The 14305-nt window shown below is 53.9% G+C and carries 9 protein-coding genes; 7 read left to right on the plus strand and 2 right to left on the minus strand.

Annotated elements, in window-relative coordinates:
- Positions 1-496 precede the first annotated feature (496 nt).
- Positions 497-1552, minus strand: coding sequence for an erythromycin esterase family protein (locus HB393_RS24305; protein ID WP_213807819.1), 1056 nt, complete (start codon positions 1550-1552; stop codon positions 497-499).
- 173 nt (positions 1553-1725) lie between these two features.
- Between HB393_RS24305 and HB393_RS24310 the strand changes: the two genes are divergently transcribed.
- The 5 genes from HB393_RS24310 (at position 1726) to HB393_RS24330 (ending at position 7839) form a co-directional block, all read left to right on the plus strand.
- Positions 1726-2472: a thioredoxin domain-containing protein gene (locus HB393_RS24310; protein ID WP_213807820.1), complete on the plus strand. Its 747-nt coding sequence runs from the start codon at positions 1726-1728 to the stop codon at positions 2470-2472.
- A gap of 13 nt (positions 2473-2485) precedes the next feature.
- The gene (locus tag HB393_RS24315; protein ID WP_213807821.1) at positions 2486-3427 is read left to right on the plus strand and encodes a thioredoxin domain-containing protein; all 942 of its coding nucleotides are present in this window, start codon (positions 2486-2488) and stop codon (positions 3425-3427) included.
- Positions 3428-3638: 211 nt separating this feature from the next.
- Positions 3639-4211, plus strand: a complete 573-nt coding sequence (locus tag HB393_RS24320; protein WP_213807822.1) for a recombinase family protein — start codon at positions 3639-3641, stop codon at positions 4209-4211.
- Positions 4212-4226: 15 nt separating this feature from the next.
- Positions 4227-7199 (plus strand): Tn3 family transposase, encoded by a 2973-nt coding sequence (locus tag HB393_RS24325; protein ID WP_213807823.1) that lies wholly within the window; start codon positions 4227-4229, stop codon positions 7197-7199.
- Positions 7200-7281: 82 nt separating this feature from the next.
- Positions 7282-7839: a site-specific integrase gene (locus HB393_RS24330; RefSeq protein ID WP_255551578.1), complete on the plus strand. Its 558-nt coding sequence runs from the start codon at positions 7282-7284 to the stop codon at positions 7837-7839.
- A 699-nt stretch (positions 7840-8538) separates the two neighbouring features.
- On the opposite strand, the gene HB393_RS25445 is transcribed toward HB393_RS24330, so the two are convergent.
- The gene (locus tag HB393_RS25445; RefSeq protein WP_255551579.1) at positions 8539-8847 is read right to left on the minus strand and encodes a hypothetical protein; all 309 of its coding nucleotides are present in this window, start codon (positions 8845-8847) and stop codon (positions 8539-8541) included.
- A 960-nt stretch (positions 8848-9807) separates the two neighbouring features.
- Here HB393_RS25445 and HB393_RS24340 point away from each other — a divergent pair.
- Together HB393_RS24340 and HB393_RS24345 are read left to right on the plus strand one after the other, a co-directional pair.
- Complete coding sequence (locus HB393_RS24340; RefSeq protein ID WP_213807825.1) at positions 9808-13362, plus strand: RHS repeat-associated core domain-containing protein; 3555 nt, start codon at positions 9808-9810, stop codon at positions 13360-13362.
- Positions 13359-14141 (plus strand): hypothetical protein, encoded by a 783-nt coding sequence (locus HB393_RS24345; RefSeq protein WP_213807826.1) that lies wholly within the window; start codon positions 13359-13361, stop codon positions 14139-14141. The genes HB393_RS24340 and HB393_RS24345 overlap by 4 nt, the downstream gene beginning before the upstream one ends.
- The last annotated feature ends 164 nt before the right edge of the window (positions 14142-14305 follow it).

Genomic DNA, 14305 nt, shown 5'->3' on the forward strand with positions numbered 1-14305 from the left:
GAAGCTGGGAGTTCCCCAATATATGGAGCAAGCATTCCGTTCGACCGTTTCGGGTTCTGTGTTTCAGGCGATCACTATGATCGTCTGAACATGGACCTCTCTCAGGAAATATGGGTGATATCAACACCCTGTACCGGGAATAACTGCCAATATAGGGCGCGTCCCGGCACATGCGGTTATGTTGCTATCGAATAGCAATCCCGATGCCACCCGGAAGTTATTGAAAAATAGACGGAGGAGATGTACCCGTCGCCACAGGATTTTGTGGTCCCACAAGATCCTGTGGTTTGGAGGCGTGATAACGGTTGACACGGCGGCCTATACGAGGTTCGTCGGTCAAGTCCAACAATAGATTGGCATCAGATGCAGGCGAACCCTTCACCACTGAAGGTTGCAGATTACTCCGTTATCGGGGTCCCTACACCAAACGTCAAAAATCGTACGCTAGCGAATTGAGGCGAGCGGGCAAACTGGCGTGAGATGCGTTTATTGGTACCTATCTCATATCGGTGGGTGGGTGCTCGGTCCGAAATACCACAACACCGTCCAAAAATTTGGACCATCCGAGTGTCTGATACGAATGGTAAAAGAATGCTCCGGGACGTGTCCCCATAACCGCGAGTTGCTTTGAGCCAACGTAGACAGCACTGGCAGTGGTTCCTCGTAGAGCCTTCACCTCTACTGAATCTGCGGGCGAAACAGGGATCGCCGGGAACTTTCCTTTCCCTTGCCGGAACGAACCGTCCAAAGCAGAGAAGCCCAGTGAGCTTGCGCGGTTCCCGTATTCACGGGAGATGAAGGAGCCAAGATTCGTTCCTGCACGATCACCCCAAACGGGGTCGGCTTGTTTCGCGATGTGTACGGTTGCTGCCCAAACGATGGTCTTGTGTTTCTTCGGAAGCCGACTTTGTAGCCAATCAAAAGTCTGAAACATGGAACGATCGCGGTCGGCCATGCTCTCACCATCGGGACTGAAATCCCTCCTTACCCATCGTTGGGTTGCAGAAATCATCTCCAGCCGGTCTTCTTTGGCTCTACCGGTGAGGGTTGCATCTGCATGGGCGGCGACGTCCACTTGGGCAAGGCATGTCTCGAACTGAGACTGGTCTAGCTTCGAGTAGGGCTTATCTTCGGGGTAGTCAGAGTAAATGCGTCGATGGAACGCAGCCTTGCAACTTTGCTGCTCCGGCAAAGGCAGCAAGCTGGTGAATCCCGCGATCATTTCATCGTTGGCGTAGTTTTGACCGAGCAGCCCGAGCTGGTCATCGAGACCACCAAGGAAGACCTTTCCAGACTGCGCATGTGTAAGCAAAAAAGGAGCGAGCGGCGGGAACTCACGGTAGAACTTCCAGAGGCCTCCCACGGCTGTGAGCAGGTCATCCGGTGTCACCGCTTCTCTCGACTGTATGCGTTCATTCAGATGGATGAATTCATCCTGGTTTGCCTCAAATAACACAGCATCGAATCCACACCTATCCACGAGTCGTTCGACAAGAGCAACCTTGAAAGCCAGTGTATGTCCGTCTCCGTGGGTCGCAATCTCGCCAAGCATGGCGACCTGGACCTTGCAAAGCCCTTGTGTAGCCGCATCCAATGCCTTCTCATCCTCCGGCGCGGCGGATAGGTTTTGTGTGAGCGCGGGCAGGCAGAACATCAGGAAAGCGACCGAACTAAAGAGCAGACGAGTGTTGTGCTTCCAGCACATGGGCATAGGAACGATGATAAGTGCAGAAGCTTTTGCTCCTCGCAAGTCGGTGTTGTCAGCAACGTCGATATTTCCGCCCGTCCGAGCCAGTTGCAGGTCGTCCGTTGCAGGCGTCAGCAACGAAAAGCTACAATTCAGCCATGAAAAGCTTTGTCTTGGCTGCTGCGCTAGCCTTCACAGCACTTCCTTGTGTAGCTCAGACTGCGTTTCCTCCTACGGGCGCGACGAGCTTTCGTGATACTTCTCTGTTCAAGCCTCCAGCCGGAGCCAAGGTCGCAATCATCGAGTTCGAAGACTTGGAATGCTATGCCTGCGGTCAGGCATCCCCCGTCGTGCATGCAGCGATGGAGAAGTACAACATTCCGCGTGTTCACCACGATTACCTGATTCCAAGTCATATCTGGTCGCGCACTGCAGCCATTCAAGCGCGCTACCTGGAAGATAAGCTCTCGCCGAAGATCGCTGAAACATACCGTCGTGACGTCTTCTCCAATCAAAGTCTGATCGCGAGCCGTGACGACCTTCAGCAGTTCACAGCTCGTTGGTTTAAAACCCACAACTTGCAAATGCCTTTTGTTTTCGACGGTTCAGGTTCTTGCGAAAAGCAAGTGGATGCGGATTGCCTATTAGCAAGGCATATCGGAGTGGCGCATACCCCGACCATCATCGTGGCGACCGCAGACCGCTGGATTGAGGTCACCGATCCTCGCCAGCTTTTCACCGTAGTAGACATGGCAAGAGCTTCTCTCATACCAAGCCACCGATAAAGCGAGTGAGATCATGCGCCTAGTTTCGATGTATGCGTTGATGCTCCTCAGTTTAGGCTTGGCCACGATCAGTGCGCAAGATGCTGCGAGGGAGCTTACCCCATCAGTCCAACAGCGCTTAGAAGCGCTTCTTCGCTCTAAAGTCGAACTACCAACGGCAACAACACTTTCCTTCAAAATGGGGGGACCGAGCGAACTCCCTGGATTCAATAAGGTCTCTGTACACTTCGCAAGCGCACTCACAGGAGCTAGCGGGGATATCCCCCTTCTGATTTCAAAGGATGGCTCTCGCCTTGCGCAGCTGTCGACCTATGACATTGCTCGCGATCCGAGAACCATAGTCCCTTCTGAAGGACGCCCCTCCCGTGGAGGTCCACCTGATGCGCCTGTGATTGTTGTCGTCTTTGACGACCTCGAGTGCCCCTTTTGCGCTCGGCTGCACAAGGAACTCTTTCCAGCTTTAGCAAGCCGCTATGAGAAGCAAGTACGGGTGGTCTATCAGAATGTTCCAATCGAAGGACACCCATGGGCAATGCGGGCCGCTGTAGACACAGACTGCGCGGGCTACTTAAGCCCCGATGCGTATTGGGCCGCCGTAGACAGCATCCATGAGCACGCAGGGGAATACGGCGGTGCAGAACATAAGTTAGCTCTGGCGGAGCAGGAAATTGATGCTGAGACCCTCGCGGAGGGACGCCGATTTCATGTCGAAGAAGAAAAGCTCAAAGCCTGTATCCAGAAGCAAGACGTTACACCTGAGAAGGCCAGTATCGCTATTGGTGAGAAATTTGGCGTTACACATACTCCTACGATTTTCGTGAACGGCGCAAAGTTCGAGGGAGCCGTTCCGATGGACTTTGTTTTTGACATGGTAGATAACGCTCTTAAGGCTGAGGGTAAAGTTCCACCTGGACGTCAACATGCCTCAGAGCAGAATGCGGCGGCAGGCAAATAGCTATTTCAAGCGAAAGCATGGAGCGAGAGCCAACATTCGTCTCGTGAAGTCGCAATATCGGAAGTTTGGGTGCTGCGGCGGCCGAAGACGTTCTTCGGCTTGCACAAACGAACGTTTGTGCACTAACTTCCGAGTTGAGCTGAATCCCAGCTTTTTGAGTTGCAAAAAGGTATTGCAATGATAAAGTCAATGGCGATACCTTTCCGCAACTATGTTCATCGGCTACGCACGGGTTTCGACCAACGATCAGGACACGACGGCACAGGCGTCTGCCCTGAAGGCGGCAGGCTGCGAGAAAATCTTTCGGGAGAAGACGACCGGGGGCCGTTGGAACCGCCCCGAGCTCCAGCGACTGCTCGATCATCTCCGTAAAGGAGACGTGCTTGTCGTCTGGAAGCTGGACCGACTCTCGCGATCCTTACGAGATGTGCTGACGCTCATGGAGCGAATTCAAGAAGCGAAAGCGGGCTTCCGCAGCCTCACAGAGGCGATCGACACCACGACGCCGGCAGGCCGAATGATGATGCAGATGGTTGGCTCGTTTGCAGAATTCGAGCGAGCCATGCTTCGAGAGCGAACGCGAGTGGGTCTGGAATCAGCCCGCGATGAAGGCCGTATCGGCGGTCGTCGACCAAAGCTGCTGCCTCAGCAACAGACTGAGGTGCTCAAGATGGTCACGCAGGGGAAGAAAACTGCGGCAGATGCGGCTCGACTGTTCAATGTCCATCCCGCAACGATTGGTCGGCTGCTTGCACGCAAAGGCCGTGCTGCGGCTCCCAGGTAAGAGGTAGACCCTTCTATGGCGCCGCGTGTACTCCTCTCATCCTCACAGCGTGAGGCTCTTGAAGCTGTTCCACTCGATCGTGCCGGTCTGATTGAACATTACGTCCTTACCGATCAGGATCTCAGCCTAATTCGGCGTCGGCGAGGAGCCCAAAACCGCTTAGGATTCGCTGTTCAGTTAGCCATGCTACGGTATCCAGGGCGGGCCCTGCTTCTTGGTGAGAATCCGCCTACAGAACTTCTTACCTTCTTGGCTCGTCAACTCGGGCTTTCTGCTGGTGCGTGGGCAAGCTATGCAGAGCGTGATGAAACCCGTAGGGAGCACCTGGCCGAGTTGCAGCTTCATTACGGACTACGCTCGTTCGGCATTGGACACTATCGCTCACTTGCGACTTGGCTGATGGCGACAGCACTACAAACCAATCGCGGTGTTGTCCTTGTCCGCGCTGGGATCGACGAACTCCGGCGGCGATCCGTCGTTATCCCAAGACTGGCGGTGCTGGAGCGGTTGTGTGCCGAAGTCATCGTGCGTTCCGAGCGCCTGCTGTTCGAGACTCTCACTACAGGTTTGAGCGACGGCCAACGTCATGAACTCGACGCCCTTTTGAAACTCCGGGGCGGGAGTAAAGTCAGCACGTTCACATGGCTGCGTTCTCCTCCAGGCGCACCAACCAGCCAAAACATCCTGTTTCATATCGAGCGGCTACAACACATTCGCAATCTCGAATTACGCTCAGATCTTGCTCAGCTCATCCATCAGAACCGGCTGTTGCAACTCGCCCGCGAAGGAGCGTCCACAACCCCGCAGCATATAGCTCGCTTCGACGATCCACGCCGTTACGGAACTCTTGTTGCGGTTCTGCTCGAAGCAAGCTCCACGCTAACCGACGAAATCCTCGATCTTCATGATCGGTTCGTCGGCTCCATCTTCAACAAAGCCCGCCGCAGACGTGATGAAGCGTTTCAGTCTTCAGGTAAAGCCATCAATGAAAAGGTGCGGCTTTACGCCCGCATAGGACAGGCCCTCCTGGCGGCGAAGGAAGACGGAGCAGATCCTTTTGCCGCAATCGAGAAGATCGTTTCGTGGGTTGATTTCGCACGGACAGTCACCGAGGCGGAGCAATTGGCACAGCCCGAAGACTTCGATTTTCTCGGCCTCATCTCAAATGGGTTTCCGCAGATGCGGCGGTACACGCCAGCCATGCTCGACATATTCGAGTTTCGTGCGGCTCCCGCGGCTCAGCCACTGTTGGAGGTCGTCGATATCCTTCGCAGGATGAATCGAGACAAAAGCCGCTCTGTTCCTCAAGACGCGTCTCTGGAGTGGATTAGCCAGCGGTGGCGGCCGTATGTGGTAACGGACGATGGGATAGACCGCCGTTTTTATGAACTGTGCGCGCTGACGGAGTTGAAAAACCGCCTCCGTTCAGGCGATGTCTGGGTGGCGGGCAGCCGCCAGTTCAAAGACTTCGATGCGTACTTGCTTGAGCCTTCGCGATTCGCAGAACTCCGGACACAACAAAACCTGTCACTGCCGGTTGAGCACAATGGCGACACCTATGTGGAGGGAAGGGTTGCGCTACTCAAACAGTCTCTCGACGAAGTGGATGGGCTGGCGGCACGCGGCGAACTGCCTGATGCAGCCGTCACCGAGAGCGGTTTGAAGATATCGCCTATAGCCAATGCCGTGCCCGACGAAGCGAGTGTTCTGATGCGTTGCGCATACGCCCTGCTCCCACATATTAAAATCACAGACTTGCTCCTGGAGGTCGATCGCTGGACCGGGTTCAGCAAGCATTTCACTCATCTGAAGACCGGCGAGCCGGCGAAAGATCAACTCCTGTTGCTCACCGCCATACTCGCCGACGGTATCAATCTCGGCATCTCCAAGATGGCTGAAGCTTGCCCTGGCACAACTGCCAGGAAGCTCGATTGGCTTGCATCGCTGCACATTCGGGACGAAGCCTATACGAAGGCACTCGCCGAGTTGGTTAACCATCATCATCGGCACCCGTTCTCGGAGCACTGGGGAGAAGGCACAACATCGTCGTCAGATGGCCAGCGTTTCCGCGCCAGCGGGCGCGGAGAGCAGTCCGGGCAGGTCAATCTCCGCTACGGCAATGAGCCGGGCGTGCTCTTCTACACCCACATCTCCGACCAGTACACGCCCTTCTATACCAAGGTTATCGCCGCGAATGCCCGTGATGCGACGCATGTTCTCGATGGCCTGCTCTACCATGAGTCCGATCTGCGGATCGAGGAGCATTACACCGACACCGCTGGCTTCACAGATCACGTCTTTGCGCTCTGCCATCTGTTGGGCTTTCGTTTCGCGCCCCGCATCCGCGATCTTGCCGACAAGCGGCTCTACGTGCCAGGCAAGGAGCGCGACCATCCCACGCTCGCTCCACTGATCGGCGGCAAGCTCAATCTGAAGCTGGTTCGAACACAATGGGAAGAGATTTTGCGATTGGCAGCGTCCATCCGGCACGGCACAGTCACGGCGTCCCTCATCATCCGCAAGCTCGCCAGCTATCCCCGCCAGAACAGCCTCCACACGGCGCTACGCGAAATCGGGCGGATAGAACGTTCACTCTTTATGCTGGAGTGGATGAAAGACCCCGAACTCCGCAGGCGTGTCCAGGTTGGCCTCAACAAAGGCGAGGCCAGAAACGCTCTCGCGCGGGCCGTCTTCTTCAACCGCCAAGGTGACCTCCGCGACCGCAGCTTCGAGAACCAGCGCTATCGCGCCAGCGGCCTGAATTTGATCGTCGCGGCCATCACGCTCTGGAATACCGTGTATCTGGAACGCGCCGTTGCCGCCTTGCGTGAGCACGGCATCACTATCGACGATGAATCTCTCGCACACCTGTCGCCCATTGGCTGGGAACACATCAATCTGACCGGCGACTATACCTGGCAGTCCACTGGCCGTCTCCGAAAGGGTGCCTTCAGGCCTCTAAGACCCTTCACAGCCTCAAAGGATTGATCGAAATTTCTTAGCGTACGATTTTTGACGTTTGGTGTAGTGACCCCATATTAGCCAGAAGGGAACCCGGCTGGGAAACTGGTTGACCCGCGAGCAAGCCAAGGATCTGCTGGCCGTCCCCGACCGGTCGACCCTGAAAGGGAAGCGCGACTACGTGATTCTGGCGCTGCTGGTCGGCTGCGCCTTGCGGCGGAACGAACTGGCCGAGCTCGACATCGAGACGATTCAACAGAGGGAAGGGAGGTGGGTGCTGGCCGACCTTGAGGGTAAAGGCCGGCGGATCCGGACGGTGGCTGTTCCCATCTGGGTCAAACTGGGCATCAATGCCTGGATGACAGCGGCGGGCATCGAAGACGGCCGGTTGCTGCGGTCGGTCTCCAAAAGCGGGAAGATCAATGGCGACACGCTGAGCGACTGGGCGGTCTGGTCGATAGTTGAACAGTCATCCAAGCAAATCGGGATCGAGCACTTCGGCGCTCATGACCTCCGCCGAACTTGCGCCAAGCTTTGCCGGAAGAGTGGCGGGGATCTGGAGCAGATCAAATTCCTGCTCGGGCACTCGTCCATCCAGACCACCGAGCGGTATCTGGGGTCTGATCAGGATATCGAGATTGCCGTGAATGATAATTTTGGACTGTGAGCGGAAATGACAATAATGGGCGTCGCAACCAAAGTTCGAGTCTGTTCCTTTGATATGGCGGAGGTGCCGCCTGATGGCTATGTGCTGGCAGAAGAGCAGGGAGAGATTTACTTCTGCAACGCCCGTTGTCTCTGTCTATGGGCAGTGCATTTTGTGACGAATCCCCGGCGCCCCGAAGAAGAGAAATTGATTGCATGCGAATTGATCATGCCTTCTGGTGAGCTGCGGAAGTTTAGCGACCTTATAGAAGTAGCTCAATGGAGTGCTGCGAATGTCCTTCGAGGGCACTCAAACCCGTGGCTCTGGAATGGAACTAAGGTTCCATGATGCTCATGACATCAAAAATACCCATCCTGACATTACCGATGAGCGGGATATTACGGTGTACTTCGGCTATGGGATTTGTTAGGTAGCTGCCTCGACAATTTCGACCGAGATAAACCTGGGCGTCGTTGACCCTCAGGACGGGTTCAAATTGGATGAGCAGCCGGAGTCCACAGGTCGGTCGTTCCGGCTGGTAAGCATCCCAACACACCAAACATCAAAAATCGCACGCTAACGCCCCAAGCTTCTGTGTCCGGATCGGTTCTTCCCATACGGATGGATATAAGCGGGAGACATCAATTCTGAGAAAATCATGATATGACGACTGGAGGAGTCGTTGAAGTTTACGAGATGCTTCTGGCAGTAACTCGATCTCTAGTAGATAAACCTGAGGATGTTGAGATTGTGATCGTTCCATGCAATGAGAACATCGTTTTTCGGGTTCGGGTGCATCCGAAGGACACCGGCAAGATAATCGGATCGAATCGGCGGATGTCGCGCGCTATCCGAATCATTCTGAACTCCAACGGACTCAAGTACCGACAAAACTTTGCTCTCGATATCGTCGACACCAAGGATGTCCGGAACTGACTCTGTTGGAGGGAAATGGAAGAAACGCCCCAGTAGCATGATTTGCTCCCCTCGGTCGATGCTGTAGCTTTGATCGACATTTGGGATCATCAATACATTTGGTGCTTCTTTGCAGCGCGTCCGTCCGCAGGTAAGAACGAGGTGGGTGGAAGCTTCCCATGGCCCAAGGGACGCTGCTACCGAACCATACCGAAGTGAAGCTTCTCTGTCTTCGTCAGAACGACGAAACACGACCGCGCTAACTTCGGCTTACTTAAACCTAATGTCCTCCAGCGTGGCTTGTATAGGCCTAACGGCGAACTCGACTAGTCATCCACCCACTTCACCAAAGTACAGAAGAACATAATAATTTGAAAGTGACAGTACTAGCCGCGGCATCATACGTGGCTCCGGACGAGAAGCTTATTGTTGAAGAGCTCGAGCGATCACGCCAAAAGCTAGATCAGTGACCGCAGGCTTCAACGAATGATGCATGAGATTCTCTGACTGGTCCATTCGGTGCAGCGTGAAATCAACCATGCAGCAAGAGAAGACGAGAGTTTACTCGTTTTTCGACCCATCGTCGCTCTTCGAATGGCCAGATAAACTTGGTCGCACTGCTATACGTCCAAGGCAGACTTCCACGGCTTAAAATCAGCGATCTTAGCATCGTCCGATAGGAACCTGAAAGACCGGACAATCAATTTGTCCGACCCTCACCAAATTGCAATCGACATTAGCAACTATTGGGTCTAGGGTTGTTGGTTACCTAGCCGTAGAGGGTTTCCTAGGAGTTACAATGTTTCCTTCGCCATTTAGGCGGCTCGCGCCGCAGTACGCTTTTCTCTCGAGTTTCCTACTTCAGACTGCTTTCTATGGGGTATTTTCGGGCCTAACCGTGAGCGTTTCTGCTCAGGTTCCAGCGGTGACTGCGCTCACATCTACACCGGCAGTGAACACAGGTCACGATTACCTAGGATCTCTCAATGAAATTGTTGATCCTGCGACAGGTTCTCTGAGTATCCGAATCGCTGCTCGATAACGCATATTGCCTATGATGCAACCGGGCAGCCGGTGATCATAACAGATCCTGATGGACACCCTACTACCCTTTCCTATGCCGATAACTTCACGAACGATTACGGATCGCCTTCTGGCAACACAAACACTTATCTAACTGCAGTAACCCGCCCATCTACCAACGGGGCCGTTCATTCCAGCAGATTTCAGTATGGCTTCAATGATGGAAAGCTACGAAGTTCGGTTGGCGAAAATTCGCACGTCACTACATTCTGCTATCGAATTGGTGGATGTTCAGGATCGTCCTTCGATCCTTGGCTACGATTAACCCAAGTCGTAGACGCAAGCGGTGGTGGAGCCACCACATCTTATAGCGATTCAGGACCATCGCCGAGTTTCACCACAACGACCGCGGCTTCGCCTGATCCCAACATTGTAACGAAGACCGTACTGGATGGGGTCGGTCATACTATTGAAAATCAGTTGTTTACCAATTCCGGCATTATCTCCACGGTCTCCAGCTATGATGGATTTGGCCGGGTTTCCAGGGCCTCTAATCCCTATCAGAGTTCAACTGAAACGACATATGGGTGGACGTCCTACAACTACGATGCCCTGGGGCGAAAGTTGCTTCAGTGCAATCCTGACAATGGCAGTAACATTCCTTGTGTTGCTGGAAGCAGCTATTTGCAATGGAGTTATAACGGTAATGTCACGACCTCCTATGATGAGGCGCGAAACCCGTGGCAGCGAACAAGCGATGCATTGGGTCGTTTGACAAACGTTACAGAGCCGACGGGTGCCTCGACGGGTTATGTGTACGACGCACTCAATAATCTGCGTACCGTGAATCAAAACGGAGTTTCAGGCGAGGTTCCGCGTACGCGTGGTTTTATCTACGACAGCTTGTCGCGCCTGAACTCTGCCACGAATCCTGAAACCGGCAACGTCGGTTATATCTATGATGCCAATGGAAACGTAATCAGCAAGACAGATGCCCGCGGCATCGCCATCAACTATGGCTATGATGTACTGAATCGTCTAATTGCGAAAACATCGTCTGACGGCTCAATCCACTATGAATATTTCTACGACGGCGACACGCTGATAGATCCCAATGCCAAAGGGCATCTTGTCCATGCTTCAAACGATATAAATGGGGCAAACGATTTCTATTATGATCCGATGGGCCGCGTAATCCGGCAGACATTCTGTATTCCCAGCGACTGCTCGTACAGCCAGCAGATTAGTACCACTTATGATCTCGCTGGTCATGTGACATCGTTAACTTATCCAGATCGCAGAGGCATAACACAGGGGTATGACCTCGCCGGTCGTCTGCAATCTGTCTCGATGACCGCCGTACCCATAAGTGGGGCCGCAAGCTCAAGTCCGTTTATTACATCAATATCCTACTTCGCCAACGGATCACCGCAAAGCATCATCTACGGTAACGGCATAACAGAGCAACTTGCCCAGAATAGCCGACTTCAGACTTGTGAAAGCAACGCCTTCCTCTCACCTAGTTTGGGAGGTCAAATCATAATGAACCATCAATATTTTTTTTCATCAACCACTGGTAGCCCCTGCAGTGACACTCCTGGCAACAACGGAAATATTTGGGGCATTGTCGACGCCACAAACGTAGGTCAAGGAAGTGGTCAACGGTCACAGGGATTCACGTATGATTCGTTGAACCGCGTACGAACTTGGAACACGAATTTGATGGCCGGCGGGCCCCGGAGCCAGACCTTCAACTATGACTCGTTTGGAAACCTAACTCAGACGAGCGGCATCAATATGCCGAACTACGATCCCATAGCCCCCTTCATCAACAATCGATTACCCGCCTCTTCCTTCGGCTGCAGTCCGTCGTCTAACGCCTATGCAATAGATCCCGCAAATCTAGGCTACGATCTAGCCGGAAATGTTCTTTGTTCCGGAGCTCAAGGGTATAATGCCCAGGCCTATATCTACGATGCGGAGAACCAGATCACACAGACGCAAAAGCAGATCATGAATAATACCTACAACGCCGCAGCGAGCTATACCTACAACGCGTTAGGTGACCGGATTCGCAAGGATCAAGGCGGCTACGGCAGCCAGCAGTATACCGAATATATTTGGTCCAACGGCCGGGTATTGGCAGAGAAAAATCAGAATGGCATCTGGACCGACTATATCTATGCGAATGGTAAGAAGATCGTTAGCGCCAAGACGTCCATCGTTCGTAGCCATCTCTCTGGAACTAATTCAACAGGGGGCGACGCTTACCGCTTGGACACGGGTGTACTACCCATCCCGGCGAACTACACGGTAAAGGCGGGCGATGTGCTCGGATTTCGCATGTGGGTGCGCAACGCCAACGCAGGTCTTTCCATGGGATTTACAGATACTACTGATACTTCTACGTTATGCGTCCCAGACAATCATGGGGACTGCTTTAATCAGGAAAGCACCTCGGATCAGTGGGTGAATCGGGTGATCAACCTAGGCGCCTTTGTAGCCAATCGGACGATCGGCGTTCTTCGAATGTCCAATTACCAGGGACCTGCAGGACGGTTCGACATCATGGTTATGGATATGGCAATCACCAGCAGTGACGGCACCGTGACCCAGATCATAGGTGGTGAGCCGACTGGCTCTTGTCCAACAGTCGGCTCGGGCGTCCCCACCCCTGACCTTACTTGCGTATCGGAAGAAGTAACCGATCCATCAGATTTTGCTGGCCAACCGTCGAAAACCATGTATTTTCTGAGTGATCTGCTTGGTACGTCGCAGTTGGAATTAAGTAAAGGCGGGTGGCCTGTTTGGAAGGGCGAATTCTCGCCCTTCGGACAGGAACTCGACAACCAGATAACTCCCGATCGATATAGATTTACCGGCAAAGAGCGGGACGCTGAATCAGGACTGGACTATTTCGGGGCAAGGTACTACACAAGCTCTATGGGGCGTTGGATGTCGCCCGACTGGGCCGATAAACCGGAAGCCGTACCATACTCAAAGCTGGACAATCCGCAGAGCTTGAACTTGTACGGCTATGTGCTCAACAACCCACTCTCTCAGAAGGATGACGATGGGCACGAAATCATCTATTCCGACAACCTGAAGAATTCGCAGTTGGTGCGGGATACGGTGACGGCGACCTTGGCGAATCCGAACACGAGCAGTTACCTATCCGGCTACGTCGGCAAGGATGCTCCAAACCTCATGATCCAGAGCGGAGATTTAGGCCCGCCGACAGTGACAATTCTGCCGAACGGACAGACGCTGACCACAACCGTTCAAGGCAATACTGCGCCGGATATCCAGACAACGCAGATGAACAATGATCCTCCCCAAACGACGCTGACGGGAGCCACCATCACTATCGACAACAACACTTCAAAGGGTGACACTCCGGGCGTCATGATCCACGAGAGCGTTCATGCTGGAGAGGCGCAGCAGAACCCAGCTCAGTTCGGTAAGGATGCGAAGGCCGAACGTGGACAGCCTCACGATAGTAGGCCTCAGGAGCAACGTGCCAACGCAGTGCGGCATGCCAACGAGAAGGACATCAACAAGGCAGTGAAGCAGATCGAAAAATATCGCAAAAAGGAGCTGCAATGAAGATGAAAAAGCTGTTCCTTGTTATCTTCGCAATGTCAGCTCTGAAAGTATCGGCTGGCGCACAGGTGAACGAGCAAGCCGCACGAGAGAAAGCCTTAAGGGCTGCTCGGCCACATTTGGGCTACCTTCGGCCTGGGCAGTTTTTAGGCATCCAAAGAGACGAGGATTTGGAGCAAAAGCTAGCGGCAATCGCGGGAGGGCTGGCCGGGTCAGAGTTCATCTACAAAGTGAGTCCGGTGGGTGACGAAATCAAGGAGCGTTCTGTCGTCCATCACATCCTTACGGACATCGACGATCCTGTGTCTCTGGTTGCCGTCAATCCCCTCGACGGGAGTACCTATCTCATCCACGGCTTCGCGGAGTCGAAGGCCGATTTTAATAGGTTGATGGGGACTCTGAAACTGAAGATATCCAGGCCCGACCAAGCCGAAGCTCTGGCGGACTTCTACCGAGAAGTGAACCCAGAGCGCCTCCCGCTGACTCCGACCATCGGTCTCCTCGATCTAAAACAAGCTGCCGAGCGACAGTGTCAGGATGTTCCGTTCGATCCAAAGGAAAAAGATTTCGGTGCGTGGTGGAAGCAGGCGTTGCGTCTCTACTCGGCAGCTTCGTTTAAGCAAACGGCAACTCACACCGATAGCGGCTATGCGGTCGAGTGGATGGTATTGTCTTCCCCCGGAGCTGGCCTGTGCGGTGGTGCGGCCCTGCGAGCTAGGCTGGAGGTTGGTTCGGAGGGTCAGGTTGGAAAGCTGAGCTTCGTGCCTTTAGCGCGGCCATAACCGAATTGACTTCCTGGCCGCCGTTGTTCTTGATTCGTGATATCTGTGACCTCTCCGGCATCGGGTATGCGGCGAACGTGCTGGCGCCTACTCTGGGCTGACGAACGCGCAGTCATGGAACCTCTACGTGTAGCTTTTCACATTCCGTGTCGTTTTCTGATCAC

It is taken from the genome of Granulicella sp. dw_53 (assembly GCF_018449545.1).
GTDB lineage: Bacteria > Acidobacteriota > Terriglobia > Terriglobales > Acidobacteriaceae > Edaphobacter.